This window comes from Rhizobium sp. F40D2 (genome assembly GCF_051810745.2).
Taxonomy (GTDB): domain Bacteria; phylum Pseudomonadota; class Alphaproteobacteria; order Rhizobiales; family Rhizobiaceae; genus Rhizobium.
Genome location: NZ_CM131436.1, coordinates 1,206,668 through 1,220,770, shown reverse-complemented (window position 1 = coordinate 1,220,770; position 14,103 = coordinate 1,206,668). Strand labels below are relative to the sequence as shown.

Below are 14,103 nucleotides of genomic sequence, written 5' to 3'. Positions count from 1 at the left end.
AGCAGAGCCGGATCATGAACTCTTACCGTGGAAGTATTCGACATTGTGAGGCAAGTGGCACCAAGGACGCGCACGGTCGAAACCGGCCATCAAGGTCTAAGACTTGAATTTGCCGATCGTCGGAGACAGTTCTTCGCAATCTTCGTGAAACCGGCCGCGCGAAAGGAAGAGCTTTAGCGCATTCTGCGCCACCGGCTTGATCCGCTCGGCGCATCCTGACTGAATATATTCTGCCTCACTTCGGAAGTGACGCGTTTCGTTAGTGATGCCTTCCAACATCCGCCCAAGCGCATCGATAGTTCGCTCCTCCTCTTCCGTGATCGCGCTATTCGGCTTCACCGCCAAGTGCCCGTCATGCCAGCAATTGTAGAACCCTTCGAAGAACTCATTGTAGTTTACTTCAATGAGCCCTTGATCGCCGCGAGCAAGAACTTCGACGGCTTCGATGATCCGATTTCGCCAACGCTGTTCGATGACTCGATCTGAAACTTCTTCACCCACAATGAAACTCTCCGTTGGCTATCCCTCTACAAAGACATCTCCGGCCTTCTGCGCAGGTATCTCATTTGAAGAAATCGAGTTCAGGCCGCGCCTGTATCGCGGGCTGTTCTTCGGCCGCTGCCATGAAGGCGGGATCAACAGGACCGGTCACATCGGCAAGCCATTCCCAATCTGCGGAAATGGGTTCGAGAATGATCGCGCGCCCCTGGCGCCTGATGGTGACGGCATCGCCATCAAAACGGAAGTCCTTGGGCAGCCGGACGGCCTGTGAACCTCCTGACCAGAAGATCTTGGCTGTTTCCAAGTCATGGCTCCTGATGAGATGACGACAATCTATAGCAAGGTCAGGACTGTTCAACCAAGCCGGATATAGGGCACCTCCTTCTTCGCCACTTCGTCCAGTGCCTCCTCATAACCCGCATCGGCATACCGCATGACGCCGAGGGCGGTGTCGTTGGTCAGCGCGTGGTCGAGCCGTTCGTCGGCGGCATCGGTGCCGTCGGCGACGACGGTGACGCCGCAGCTCGTCATGTAGCCGGCATAGCCGCCGCCGCCGGAATGGACGACGACGAGGTCGGCCATCGACGAGCAGAGCATCATCGCATCGATCAGCGGCCAGTCGGCGATCGCGTCGGAACCGTCCTTCATCCGCTCGGTCATGATATTCGGATGCGCCATGGCGCCGGCATCGAGATGGTCGCGGGAGAAGGCGACCGGGCCTTTCAGCTCGCCGCTCGCGACCAGCGCGTTGACGCGCCGCGCCAGCATGGTGCGTTCGCCGTGGCCGAGCCAGGCGATGCGGGCCGGCAGCCCTTCGAAGGGGACGTGCTCGCGCGCCAGCCGGATCCAGTTGGTGATGATCTTGTTGTCGGGAAACAGCTCGAGCAGCAGGTCGTCGATGCGGGCGATATCGCTTTCTTCGCCCGAGAGCGCCATCCAGCGGAACGGTCCGATCGCCCGGGCAAACAGCGGTCTCAGATAGGCTTCGGTGAAGATCGGAATGTCGAAGGCATTGGTGACGCCACCCTCTTTCGCCTGCGTGCGGATGAGATTGCCGTTGTCGAAAACCTCCGAGCCGCGTCTCTGGAACTCCAGCATCGCGGTCACATGCTCGACGATCGAGGCGCGGCTTGCCGCCATCAATTGCCCCTGGCCGTCGTCGCGCAATCCTCTGACCTGATCGAGGTCCATGCCTTTCGGCACATAGCCGTAAACGAGGTCGTGGGCCGAGGTCTGGTCGGTGACGATATCGGGCACGATGCCGCGCCGGGCAATCTGGGGATAGACCTCGGCCGCATTGCCGACGAGGCCGACGGACAGCGCCCGCTTCTCTTTCACTGCCGCGTCGATAATCTCAAGGGCGGTATCGAGATCGGGTGCGATTTCCTGGAGATAACCGATCTGCTGGCGCTTGCGGGCACGTTCCGGATCGATGTCGACGCAGAGGATGGCAGCACCCGCCATGCGGCCGGCGAGCGGCTGCGCCCCGCCCATGCCGCCAAGCCCGGCCGTCAGCACGAAGCGGCCGGCGAGATCGCCGCCGAAGCGCCGCTCGGCAATGCGCATGAAGATTTCGTAAGTGCCCTGGATGACGCCCTGGCTGCCGATATATTGCCAGGCGCCGGCCGTCAGTCCGCCCCAGCAGATCAGTCCTTTGCGCTGCAGCTCGTAGAACACTTCGGCTTTTGCCCATTGCCCGACGATATTGCAGTTGGCCATGATGACAAGCGGCGCTTTGGCGTGGGTCCGCACCAGCCCGATCGGCTTGCCGGACTGGATGAGCAGGGTCTGGTCCTCGTCCATCTCGGTCAGCGCCTTGACGATGCCCTTGTGCGCCGCCCAGTTGCGCGCCGCCTTACCGAGCGCGGCATAGACGATCAGGTTGTCGGGATCCTCGCCGACGGACAGCACGTTTTCGAGCAGGCGCAGCAGCGCCTCCTGCCGCCAGCCCTTGGCGCGCAACTCCGGCCCGCCGGGAATCGGAAATTTCGGATGGCGTGGATTGGCCTTCGGCATGGTGGTTTCCTCGCTTCATTCTCTGCTTTCCCTTCTCCCCTTGGGAGAAGGTGGCCCCGAAGGGGTCGGATGAGGGGGCTGCAGGGCAGGACCCATATTACCCTTCGCTTGCGCTCAGTGGCACTCGCGGCCTTGCCGCTCGCCCCCTCATCTGTCCTTCGGACATCTTCTCCCCGCTGGAGAAGGGGGAAAGCGCAGTCGTTACTTCCCCGGCAGCGATTCCACATAGGCGAGCGCAGCATCGAGCAGGCGCCGTCTCAGCGCATCGTCGCCGTAGGCCTCGGCATTGGCGCGCACCCAGCCATGCATGACCCGCTCACCCATCGACATCTGGATCACGCCCGGCAGCTCCAGCGCCCAGCCGTCATTGCCTTTGCCGAGACGCACCAGCATGCCGTCGCTGCGCGCGCCGCAGAGAAGATTGCCGTTCAGCAGGAAGGCCCGGCCGCCGAACATGGATTTTTCGGTCACCCCCGGCCGATCGCCGAGTTCCTCGCGCAGCAGTTCTTCGAGACCAGGATCGCGCGTCATGGCTCAGGCTTTCGTTTCCAGGGCGTAGCGGGCGATCTCGATCCCCATCGCCTTTTCGACGACGGGATAGACGGTGGGATCGAGCACGCTTGCCGACAGCGGAATGATATCCTTCGGCACATGCAGGATGAAGACGGGCATGCCTTCCCTGAGCTGGCCGACGCTGAGCGGCTCACCCTCCGGCGACAGCGTGGTAATCACCGCAGGGAAGGTTGCAAGCCGGGTGCCATCGGCATCGTCCACCGCCATATATTCGTTCATCACATGCAGCGTTACCGATGTTGCGCCCGAACCGACAATGACCGTGCCGATGTCGAAGGCCTCCTTGGTGTAGACGACGTCTTTTCGAGAGATGATGCCTTCGGCGAGGATATGTCCGCACGTCGTCTTGCAGATCGCATCGATGACAGCAGATCCGCCACGCTTTTCCGCCGCGATGATCGCCTCTCCGAGTGCAAGCGCCATCGAGATGCCGCCGAGTGCGGCATGGCTGCGGACATAGGAGGCCCTGAGCGGATTGCGGCAGCTGGCGATGAAGCCGCCGGATTGATCGGCGGCGGCGCGCAGCACCGGCGAGATCTTCGCCGTCGCGCCCTTCACCACCAGCTCGATATACCGGTTCTCGGCCCTGTTGCCGCCGACCGCGGTCTGGATCGTCTGCTCCGGCGAGCCGGCCATGCCGATCGAGCCCATGTCGCCGGTTGGATGGGCGCGGATATCGCCGACCGCGTCAACCACCTTGGTGCCGAGGATCGCCGATGGCAACCAGCCGTTCAGCGTCGAGGATTTGCCGTTCTGGCCGATGATCAGGCCCGAGAGCTTTTCGCCGAGCGCCTCCTGTAGGAGTTGTACCGCTTTGACATAATCGATGCCCTGCATTTCCCAGGGCGTGGTGGAAGCCGGCGCGCCGATCGCCGCCGCCGTCGCGATCCAGTCGTCGTCGCTGAGCTCCTCGATCGAGACCAGCTCCGGCTTGCCGACATTGACGGCGGCAAACCCAAGCATCCGTCCGTGATCGGCCCAGCCGCCGCCGCCGGCGGCATAGACGGAACCGCCCTTGACCGCGGCTTCCACGTCCTTCTCAACCAGTATGCGTCCCATCGGCCTTCTCCCGCGTCAAATCCTTGTCCATCTCGCGCACCGCCTCGAACAGCACGGCGGCGCCGAGCGCGATATCGTCATTCTCTGCCCATTCGTCGGCGGAATGGCTGCGGCCTTCCCGGCAGGGCACGAAGATCATCGCCGCCGGCGCCACCTTGGCGATCCAGGCGGTATCGTGTCCCGCGCCGGAAGCCATGCGCCGATATTTGGCGCCGACGCGTTCGCAGGCAGCCTCCAAGGTCGATAGCAGGCCGGCATCGCCCGGTGTCGGCATATTGTCGGACACTCGGTTCGGCGTCTCGATCGTGACGCCATAGGCGGTGGCCAGCTTTTCGACATGGCCGTCGAGCCAGCGGCAGAAGGCCTCCATGTCGGCACGAATCTCGGCGCGGCCATCGATCAGCAGCACCACTTTCGACGGCACGACATTGGCCGCGTTCGGCTCGATCCTGAATTCGCCGACCGTCGCCGCAAAGTGGCCCGGCGTTTTGGCAAGCTCAGCGGCGGCGTTGCGGATGTCGAGCACCAACTGCGAGGCCGCCACCAGCGCATCCGCCCGCCGGTCCATCGGCGTCGTGCCGGCATGATCGGCCCGCCCCTCGACGGTGATCTCGATGCGGGTAATGCCTGCAATCGCGGTGACGATGCCGATATCCTCCTTTTCGGCTTCGAGCACCGGTCCCTGCTCGATATGAAGCTCGAGAAATCCGGCAAGATCCGGCCGCTTCTGCTGCGCCAGCACGCCGGGCTCGCCGCCCACCTCAGCGATGCCCGCGGCAAGGTCGAGACCGCCGCTGACCCGGGAAAGCCAGGCTTCCGGCAATTGCCCGGTCATCCCACGGCTGCCGATGCAGGAGACGCCGAAGATGCTTACCTCCTCGGCAAGGAAGTCGACGATTTCGAGATCGTGGTCGAGTTCGATCGCCTGGTCGCTCAGTGCACGCGCCACCTCCAGGGCGGAGATCACCCCGGCAATGCCGTCGAAACGGCCGCCGTCCGGCACCGTGTCGGAATGCGAACCGACCATGATGGTGCCGAGCCAGGGTTTGCGGCCCGTGCGCCGGCCGATCAGATTGCCGGCGGCATCGATCCGCGTTTCCAGTCCCGCCGCCTTCATCCGCGCTTCGATATAGGCCCGGCCTTCGAGAAAGAGCGGCGAGAAGGCCCGTCGCGTCCAGGGGTGCCCCGGCTCGGTGATGGCGGCCAGCGCCTCGATATCCCCGGCGATCCGGCCGGCATTGACGGGCAGATTGCGGCTCATGCAGGAGCTCCCGCAATGACCTGGCGCGGCAACGGCCGCACGAACCGTCCACTGCCGGGTTCGGCCAGCACCTTGCCGCCTTCGGCGATCTTCTCGCCCCTGAGATAGGTGGCGGAAACGGTCCAGGGCAGGCGAATACCGTTATAAGGGCTCCAGCCGACGACATTGTTGCCGCTTACCGACGCGTCATAGACGCTGTCCGTCGGTTCGAGCACGGTGATATCGGCATCTTTGCCAGGCGTCAGCGCCCCCTTGATATGGTCGAGCCGGAAATGCCTGGCAGGATTTTCCGCCATCAGCCTGGCCGCCCATGTCAGCGGAATACCACGCTCGAGAGCGCCTTTGACGAACAGCGGCACCATCACCTCGAGGCCGGGAACACCTGAGGCGTTGGCGAGCATGTCGGGATTGGTCTTGCGGTTCTCCGACCAGCTGACATGATCGGTCGAGACCAGCCAGACATCGCCCTCCGCCACCTTCCGCCAGAGGGTCTCCACCTCGGCGCGCGGCCGCAGCGGCGGATTGATCTTCGCCTTGCCGCCGAGGCGCTTGACGTCGTTCTCTTCGTCGAGCGTCAGGTAGTGGATGCAGCATTCGACCGTCGCTGCAAAGCCGTCGCGGCGATAGGCGCGTGCGATGTCATAGCCGCGCCCGAGCGAGCAGTGCACCACATGCGAGGGGCAGTGGGTCACGGCACCCGTCTCGAAAATCGTGTGCATCGCCAGCAGTTCGGTAATCGGCGGCCGTGACAGGCCGTGCGCCCGCCAGTCGGTGATGCCGCTTGCTTTCACCTGCGCCATATAGCTGCGCACCGCCTCGTCATCCTCATTGTGCACGCCTGCCGTCAGCCCGGTCGGCGCGATCGCCGCAAAACAGGCGTCGAGCAGGGCCGGCGGAATGCGTGGAAAACGCTTGGGGTCGGTGCCGAAGGTCGAGAACTTGAACGCCGCAACGCCCGCCTCGACCATCTCGCCGATCCGCGCCGGGCCTTCTTCCGGGTTGACGGTGCCGTAAAGCGCGAAGTCGATGCGTGTCTGCTGGCCGGCATGGTCGATCTTGCGTTTGACCGCCGCCGCCGAGCAGACGAGATCGCCCTCGTCATAAGGCATGTCGACAATTGTCGTCACGCCGCCGGCCGCTGCCGACCGCGTCGACCAGATGAAATCCTCCTGGTCCTTCTGCGAGAGCGAATGCACCTGCGCGTCGATCGCGCCGGGCAGGATCAGTGCTTTGCCGAGCAGGTGGCGTTCCCGCGCCGCAGGCGGCACGCCGAGACCGACCTCGGCGATCCTGCCGTCTCGCACGGCAACATAACCCGCTTCGACAATGCGGTCCGGCAGCACCACCGTGCCCTGCAGAACGAGATCGAAGTCCATATCGCCTCCTCCAAAATGCCGAGTTCAGATGGCCTGCGCCTCGTGGCGGGTCAGCCGCTCCTCGATATGCTCCAGTGATCCGAGCGCAAAGAAATCGTCGAAGGAGGCGATCGGAACCTGTGCGGTCAGTCTCGACAGGAAGTCGTCCGAGCCGAGCTCCTCCTCGATTGCCTCCACCTCAGCCGAAAGCGGCCTGTCCACGATATAGAAATCCGCATGTTTGCGCACGACCTCGTAGAGCATGGCGGCGACGCCCTTGGGTTCATCGCCGAGGATGTCGATCGCCTGGGCGGAGAGCAGGGCCTCCAGCGCCGCCAGGCGCTTCAACGCCTGCATCTGCCGCTCGAAGCGCTCGATGACCAGCGGCAGGAAGGCCGCCTCGTCCTCCAGGCCGGCCGCCACCACCAGCGACTGCGCTGAAACGGGATTGGACATCGACAGCACGCGCGAAAAAATCTCACCGGCAAGCTTGATGATCGGCCCGAATCCGGTGGCGATCCGCCCTGGCGGCACCAGGTTGACCGGCAGGTCGCGCCGCTGGCCGTTGCCGAGAATGACGCAGCGGTTGAAGGCATTGCGCGCCGCATGCGCCATGCAGAGTGCTGCCGATTCGAGCAGGATCGTCACGTCGAGCGGAAGCGATCCGCCCGAGATCATCACCCGGCCTTCGACCACGACGGGATTGTCGTCCGAGCGCCCGGTGGCGGCAAGGATTTTATGGCCCGTCGACAGCAGGTTTTCGATGACCGCGCCGAACACCTGGGCGATCATGCGCAGGCTGAGCGGATCCTGCACATGCGTTGCCACAGGCCAGTTCCAGTCGTCGGAGGCATTGCAGAGCCAAGCACCGATCAGCGCCTCACGCGCCGTGCCGACATGGCGGACTGCCTTCCAGGGATCACGCGATGCGCCGAGTGCGCCGGCCGCCATCATCGCCGTCGCCAGCAGGATGCGAATCGAGGCCGCCGCATTGCGCGTCGTCTCCGCCGCCGCGGCAAAGCTCACCGCATTGATGCTGAGTGAGGCAAGGCTGTCTCGCGGCGCCATCCGCACCGGCTCCAGCCCGGCCGCCCGGAAGGCTTCCGCCGCCTGCATGCGGTTGCCGCGATAGATCGCTTCGCCGACCCCGGTCAGCACAGCGCCGATCTGCCCCATCAGGCCGATGTCGGCGCAGCCGATCGAGCCGGTGCGGCGCACGACCGGGATGAGGTCGGCTTTCAGCATGGTGATATAGGCCTCAATCAGCTCCGGCGTGCAGCCGACCTGGCCGGTCAGAGCCGTATTGACGCGGATCGCCATGGCGTTGCGCACGACATTGCAGGAAAACGGCGTGCCGGTGCCGAAGTGATGGGCGCGCACCAGGCCGAGATTGAAGGTGTCGAGATCGTCGGCCGACCATTCCACATCCTTCATGGCGCCGACGCCTGTTGTCGAGCCGTAGACGGGCGTGCCGGAGGCGATCGCATCCTCGACAATCTCACGGGCAATCGCGATGCGGGCCATGCCGGTCGCCGACGCTGAAATCGTCGCCTTGCCCGCACCGATCGCCACCATCTCGGCAAAACCGAGCGGCCGTCCGGAAAGTTCGATGCCAGGGCGTTCGTGCTGCATGTGCCTTATCTCCTAGAACAGGATGATTTTAGGCCGGTCCGGCCGAAAATCTGAATCCTGTTCTAAATTAAAGAGCTAGAGCATGATGTCGCCCGAAAACCGCTTACACTTCGGCATCATGCTCTAACCGCGAGATTAAGCGAGCCCTCCGTCACATGGGATATCCTAAATGCCGAACACAGCATGTTAGCGGGCGGTCAGCTCAGCATCCAGGCAATATAGAGAAGCGTCAATGCAATGACCCAAAGGGCGATCCTGGCCGAGCGGTTGTGCCGCGCCTCGGCCTTGCCGATCGCATCCGCCGTCTGCGCGTCGAAGCGTAAGCCGTGTTCGCTCATGTGCAGAAGCTGGTGGTGGAATTTTTCGGTCTTCGCCGCAATTTCCGGCACGGCTTCGGCAAGTTTCACCGCCGCCTTCAGCCCGTCCTTGAGATCGGTGGCGATCCGCTTCGGGCCGAGATTGGTGCGGATCCAGTCACCGACGACAGGCTCGGAGGCCTTCCACATGTTGAAGCGCGGATTGAGCATGCGCGATACGCCCTCGACCACCACCATGGTCTTTTGCAGCATCACCAGTTCCGGCCGTGTCGCCATGTCGAAGAGTTCGGTCACTTCGAACAGCAGCGTCAAAAGCTTGCCCATCGAGATCGTCTCGGCCGGCTGTCCATGGATCGGCTCGCCGATCGCCCGGATCGCCTGGGCGAAACTCTCGACATTGTGGTGGCCCGGCACATAGCCCGCCTCGAAATGCACCTCGGCGACGCGGATATAGTCGCGGGTGATGAAGCCATAGAGGATTTCGGCGAGGAACCGCCGTTCCTTTTTGCCGAGCCGCCCGACAATGCCCATGTCGACCGCGACGATCATGCCGTCCGCATCGACGAAGAGATTGCCCGGATGCATGTCGGCATGGAAGAAGCCGTCGCGCAGCGTGTGGCGCAGGAAGGACTGGATCAGCGTGTCGGCGAGAAGGTTGAGATCGTGGCCGGCCGCCCGCAGCCCCTCGACGTCGGACATGCGGGTGCCGTCGATCCACTCCATGGTGATGACGTCACGCCCGGTGCGCTCCCAGTCGACCTTCGGCACGCGGAAACCCGGATCCCTTTCGGTATTCTCGGCGATTTCGGAGAGGGCGGCCGCCTCCAGGCGAAGATCCATCTCCACCTTCGTCGTCTGCTCCAGCGTCTTCGTCACCTCGACCGGCCGCAGCCGCCGGCTGGAGGCCAGGAAACGCTCCTGCATATGGGCAACGAGGTACATCGCCTCGATGTCATGGGCAAAACGCTGACGCACGCCGGGCCGCACGATCTTGACGGCGACCTTCTTGCGGCCGTCTGATGTTTCGACTTCGGCCGGATGCACCTGGGCGATCGAGGCGGCGGCGATCGGCTCGCCGAAGCTCGCATAGAGTTCGCCGATCGGCCGCCCGAGCGAGCCTTCGATATTGGCCTTGGCGGCGGCCGAGGGGAAGAAGGCCATCCGATCCTGCAGCTGCGACAGGTCGTTGGCGAATTCGACGCCGACGACATCCGGCCGCGTCGCCAGGAACTGCCCGATCTTTACATAGGAGGGGCCGAGCCGCTCGACGGCGTGCGCCAACCGGTCGCTGCGCTTCTGATGGCGCGCCTTGCTGCGCTCGAAAATCGTGACGAAGGATTTGGCGAGCGCCACCGGGGGCGGCAGGCCTTCGGATGGCAGAGCTGAGACGACGCCCTCGCGCACAAGCACCCAGCCAACGCGCCAAAGGCGGAAATAGGCCCCGAAAGTGCTCATGCCGCGGTGCCCCGCCGGCCGAGGTTGGTATTTTCTTCCCTCATGCCCTCAGAGCTTCCAGCCGGAATGCAGCGCGGCGATGCCGCCGGTATAATTGGTGTAGGTGACGCGGGAAAAGCCGGCCTGGCGGATCATCGCTGCGAAATTCTCCTGGTTCGGGAACTTGCGGATCGATTCCACCAGATACTGGTAGGGTTCGGCATCGCCGGTGATCGCCTTGCCGAACCGCGGAATGGCATTGAACGACCAGGCGTCATAGATCTTGTCGAGCAGCGGCATATCGACTTCGGAAAATTCCAAGACCAGCAGCCGTCCGCCGCGCTTTAGCACACGATAGGCCTCCGCCAGTGCGACATCGATCCGGGGCACGTTGCGGATGCCGAAGGCGATCGTATAGGCGTCGAAGCTCGCCGCCTCGAAAGGCAGTTCCTCGGCATTCGCCTCGACGAAGGTGAGATTGCCGGAAAGCTTCTTCTTTTCCGCCCGCTCGGCGCCGACGCCGAGCATCGAGCCGTTGATGTCGAGCACGGTCGCATGCGCCTGCCGGCCCGAGGCCTCGACGATGCGGAAGGCGATGTCGCCGGTGCCGCCGGCAACGTCGAGTACCTTGTAGCCTGGTTCCTTGCGCGGGTTCAGCGCCGAAATCATCGCATCCTTCCAGGCGCGGTGCATGCCCATCGACATGACGTCGTTCATGATGTCGTAGCGCTTGGCGACCTTGTGGAACACCTGGTTGACCAGGCCCTGCTTCTCGCCGCCCGGCACCTCGCGGAAGCCGTAGGAGGTCTCCATGCCGCCATCGGCGGAAGTGCGGCTTTCAGGCATCAGACAGCTCCGTTCCTCGATATTCAGCCGCGCAGGCCATAGCGAAAGACCGCGCGCGACGTTATCACTGGGCCGCGCTCTCCGCGGACCACTGGCGCTATAGCGCACATCGTCCTCGGTTGAAACACGTTAGATACAGATGGGTTAAGATGCCGGAATTGCCAGAAGTCGAAACGGTGAAACGCGGCCTGGCGCCGGCGATGGAGGGGGCTTGTGTCGCCAAGCTTGAGCTGCGCCGCGGCGATCTGCGCTTTCCCTTTCCCGACGCTTTTGCCGACAGGGTTTCCGGCCGCACCATCGTCAGCCTTGGCCGCCGCGCCAAATATCTGCTGGTCGATCTCGACGACGGCAACACATTGATTTCCCATCTCGGCATGTCCGGCTCTTTTCGCATCGAGGAGGGGCGCATCGAGGAAGGCGCTGCAGCGGCCACGCCTGGCGAATTCCACCATGCCCGCTCGAAGGACGAGAAGCACGATCACGTCGTCTTTCATCTCGAAAGTCCAGCCGGTCCGCGCCGCGTCGTCTATAATGATCCGCGCCGTTTCGGTTTCATGGATATGGTGGCGCGCGCCGGTCTTGCCGCCCATCCCTTCTTCCGCGATCTCGGCCCTGAGCCGACGGGAAACGAGCTCGGCGCCGTCTATCTCGCCGAGCGCTTCCGCGACAAGGCGCAGCCGTTGAAGAGTGCGCTGCTCGACCAGAAGAACATCGCCGGTCTCGGCAATATATATGTCTGCGAGGCGCTGTGGCGCGCGCATCTTTCGCCGATCCGCGCCGCCGGCGCGCTTGTGACGGCAGGCGGCCGGCCGAAGCATCAGCTTGATCTGCTCGTCGCCTCGATCCGCGATGTCATTGTCGATGCGATCGCCGCCGGCGGATCGTCGCTGCGCGACCATATCCAGGCCGACGGATCGCTCGGCTATTTCCAGCATTCCTTCTCCGTCTATGATCGCGAAGGTCAGGCTTGCCGCACGCCCGGCTGCGGCGGTACGGTCGCCCGCATCGTCCAGGCGGGCCGCTCCACCTTCTATTGCGCCACCTGCCAGAAGTAAGAACGGGAGAACAGCATGGCTTATGAGACCCTGATCGTCGAAACCCGAGGCAATGTCGGCCTCGTCACGCTGAACCGACCGCAGGCGCTGAACGCGCTGAATTCCACCGTGCTGGAGGAATTGAAGGAGGCCTATGCCGCCTTCCATGCCGACGAGGCGGTCGGCGCTATCGTGCTCACCGGTTCCGAGCGCGCCTTTGCCGCCGGCGCCGATATCAAGGAGATGCAGCCGCTCCAGTTCGCCGATATCTATAAGAGTGATTTCATCAGCGGCTGGGAGGAGGTCGCCAAGGCCCGCAAGCCGGTGATTGCCGCCGTCAGCGGCTTTGCGCTCGGCGGCGGCTGCGAGCTTGCGATGATGTGCGATTTCATCATCGCTTCGGAGACGGCGAAGTTCGGCCAGCCGGAGATCACCCTTGGCGTCATCCCCGGAATGGGCGGCTCGCAGCGGCTGACGCGCGCCGTCGGCAAGGCGAAGGCGATGGATCTCATCCTGACTGGCCGCATGATGGATGCGGCGGAAGCCGAACGCTCGGGACTCGTTTCGCGTGTGGTGGCGCCCGAGCGTCTGCTCGACGAGGCGTTGGCGGCGGCGGAAAAGATCGCCTCGCTTTCTCAGCCTTCGGTGATGATGGCCAAGGAGGCGGTCAACCGCGCCTTCGAGACGACGCTGGAGGAGGGGCTCCGCTTCGAACGCCGGCTGTTTCACAGTCTCTTTGCCACCGACGACCAGAAGGAAGGCATGGCGGCCTTCGTCGAGAAGCGCAAACCGGCTTTTAAGCACCGTTGAACGCTTTTAGGCGGTTCCGGCCGCAAAGCTTGAAAATCCGCGTTGACGTGGGCCGGCTTTAGAGTTATATGCCCGCCCACGGTTCGGAAAGCCGGTTTGGTTTTCCGCGATTGCTCCCGCATTGCTGGATTTTGTGGCCGCAGGGCCCGCGGTAATGGCGGAGTTTGTTCGAATTCTTGAGAGAGGCATCCATGGCCAATACAACTTCGGCGAAAAAAGCGACCCGCAAGATCGCCCGCCGTACCGACGTCAATAAGGCTCGTCGCTCGCGCGTTCGTACTTTCGTTCGCCAGGTCGAAGAGGCCATCGCATCCGGTGACGCCGCCAAGGCGAAGGAAGCTTTCCTGGCGGCTCAGCCCGAGCTTGCCCGCGCCGCCAGCAAGGGCGTGCTGCATGCCAACACGGCATCGCGCAAGGTCTCGCGCCTGGCCGCTCGTGTGAAGGCTCTTTCGGTCACCGCGACCGCGTAATCTTCCGTTAAGGACTTCCTCGTTATGATTAGCCCGGTAATTTTACCGGGCTTTTTCGATTCCGCCGATCAGCCTCTCTATGGTTAATCCTGCGACTGTTTCGTGTCAGTGCCATGACAGGAAAAGTTGTTTAAAAACAAAGACTTGCGCAAGGATGCTTTCACGCCGCGCGACTCTGACCCAACCTTCCGGGACCAGGGGGGAGTCAAGAAGATTTTATTTTTTTTCTTTCCATGCGTGTCAAAATAGCCCGAACGGGGGAATCTCCTTGATTCAAAAGCGATTCTTTTTTGACGGTGGTGTGACGCCCGAAAAGGGCAGGCGGAGTCAATGCCCGCTTCTTAATTTTGCGTAAAATTCATCGTTGATATTGCCTTTTGATCCTGCCTAAATGGCTTCCAACAGAGGGCGCGGACATCACCTGCAGAGGCTCGGTCTTAACTGCCACGTCGGCAGGGCGATAAGTTTGTGCCATTTGTTACGGAGCCTTGCGCTTCCGTTTTTTCAAGCACTCGACGGATTTGGGCTGTAACGTGGCTGTTACGGAGCAGGGATGTTTTGTGCCTTCAGTGGCCACACGTTTAAGGCGAGGTCGCCGGAGAAGGTTAAAGTGATATTGCGTACGGGCTGATCGGTCGAAAACGAGGATCGACCGCCAGCCTGGCACGGAAAGCCGGTGAAGGTTGCCGCATGAACGCGGTTCCTGCAACGGTGTTCTGCGCCATGTTTGAGTGAACCGGCAGGCAAGCGGCTTCATGAGGATGCCGTCAGCTCGCCAAAGCGGGGAATAATCGG

Annotated in this window: 13 protein-coding genes; 3 read left to right on the top strand and 10 right to left on the bottom strand. The window is 63.0% G+C overall.

The window, feature by feature from the left end; genetic code table 11:
• Positions 1-96 precede the first annotated feature (96 nt).
• The 10 genes from ACS4RS_RS05895 to ubiE all read right to left on the bottom strand — a co-directional run bounded on the left by ACS4RS_RS05895 (position 97) and on the right by ubiE (position 10,994).
• Positions 97-501: a hypothetical protein gene (locus ACS4RS_RS05895; protein WP_439008331.1), complete on the bottom strand. Its 405-nt coding sequence runs from the start codon at positions 499-501 to the stop codon at positions 97-99.
• Positions 502-562: 61 nt separating this feature from the next.
• Positions 563-805, bottom strand: coding sequence for an antitoxin (locus tag ACS4RS_RS05890; RefSeq protein WP_184694389.1), 243 nt, complete (start codon positions 803-805; stop codon positions 563-565).
• A gap of 50 nt (positions 806-855) precedes the next feature.
• Positions 856-2,517 carry a urocanate hydratase gene (locus ACS4RS_RS05885; RefSeq protein ID WP_439008332.1) on the bottom strand — a complete coding sequence of 554 codons (1,662 nt, stop codon included), beginning with the start codon at positions 2,515-2,517 and terminating at the stop codon, positions 856-858.
• A 201-nt stretch (positions 2,518-2,718) separates the two neighbouring features.
• Entirely contained in the window at positions 2,719-3,048 is a 330-nt protein-coding gene (locus ACS4RS_RS05880; protein ID WP_439008333.1) for a TfoX/Sxy family protein, read from the bottom strand.
• 3 nt (positions 3,049-3,051) lie between these two features.
• Positions 3,052-4,149: a DUF917 domain-containing protein gene (locus ACS4RS_RS05875; RefSeq protein WP_439008334.1), complete on the bottom strand. Its 1,098-nt coding sequence runs from the start codon at positions 4,147-4,149 to the stop codon at positions 3,052-3,054.
• On the bottom strand, positions 4,130-5,410 hold the full coding sequence (locus ACS4RS_RS05870) for a Zn-dependent hydrolase (protein WP_449313912.1): 1,281 nt from the start codon (positions 5,408-5,410) through the stop codon (positions 4,130-4,132). Before ACS4RS_RS05870 ends, ACS4RS_RS05875 begins: the two co-directional genes overlap by 20 nt.
• On the bottom strand, positions 5,407-6,786 hold the full coding sequence (locus ACS4RS_RS05865; RefSeq protein ID WP_439008336.1) for an amidohydrolase family protein: 1,380 nt from the start codon (positions 6,784-6,786) through the stop codon (positions 5,407-5,409). Before ACS4RS_RS05865 ends, ACS4RS_RS05870 begins: the two co-directional genes overlap by 4 nt.
• Positions 6,787-6,810: 24 nt before the next feature.
• Positions 6,811-8,397: an aromatic amino acid lyase gene (locus tag ACS4RS_RS05860; protein WP_439011742.1), complete on the bottom strand. Its 1,587-nt coding sequence runs from the start codon at positions 8,395-8,397 to the stop codon at positions 6,811-6,813.
• Positions 8,398-8,594: 197 nt separating this feature from the next.
• Positions 8,595-10,169 carry a 2-polyprenylphenol 6-hydroxylase gene (ubiB, locus tag ACS4RS_RS05855; RefSeq protein ID WP_439008337.1) on the bottom strand — a complete coding sequence of 525 codons (1,575 nt, stop codon included), beginning with the start codon at positions 10,167-10,169 and terminating at the stop codon, positions 8,595-8,597.
• A 48-nt stretch (positions 10,170-10,217) separates the two neighbouring features.
• Positions 10,218-10,994 (bottom strand): bifunctional demethylmenaquinone methyltransferase/2-methoxy-6-polyprenyl-1,4-benzoquinol methylase UbiE, encoded by a 777-nt coding sequence (ubiE, locus tag ACS4RS_RS05850; RefSeq protein WP_439008338.1) that lies wholly within the window; start codon positions 10,992-10,994, stop codon positions 10,218-10,220.
• A 149-nt stretch (positions 10,995-11,143) separates the two neighbouring features.
• Between ubiE and mutM the strand changes: the two genes are divergently transcribed.
• The 3 genes from mutM to rpsT all read left to right on the top strand — a co-directional run bounded on the left by mutM (position 11,144) and on the right by rpsT (position 13,308).
• Entirely contained in the window at positions 11,144-12,049 is a 906-nt protein-coding gene (gene mutM / locus ACS4RS_RS05845) for a bifunctional DNA-formamidopyrimidine glycosylase/DNA-(apurinic or apyrimidinic site) lyase (protein ID WP_439008339.1), read from the top strand.
• Positions 12,050-12,064: 15 nt separating this feature from the next.
• Positions 12,065-12,838 (top strand): enoyl-CoA hydratase, encoded by a 774-nt coding sequence (locus ACS4RS_RS05840; protein WP_439008340.1) that lies wholly within the window; start codon positions 12,065-12,067, stop codon positions 12,836-12,838.
• Positions 12,839-13,029: 191 nt separating this feature from the next.
• Positions 13,030-13,308, top strand: coding sequence for a 30S ribosomal protein S20 (rpsT, locus tag ACS4RS_RS05835; protein ID WP_003570835.1), 279 nt, complete (start codon positions 13,030-13,032; stop codon positions 13,306-13,308).
• Positions 13,309-14,103 lie beyond the last annotated feature (795 nt).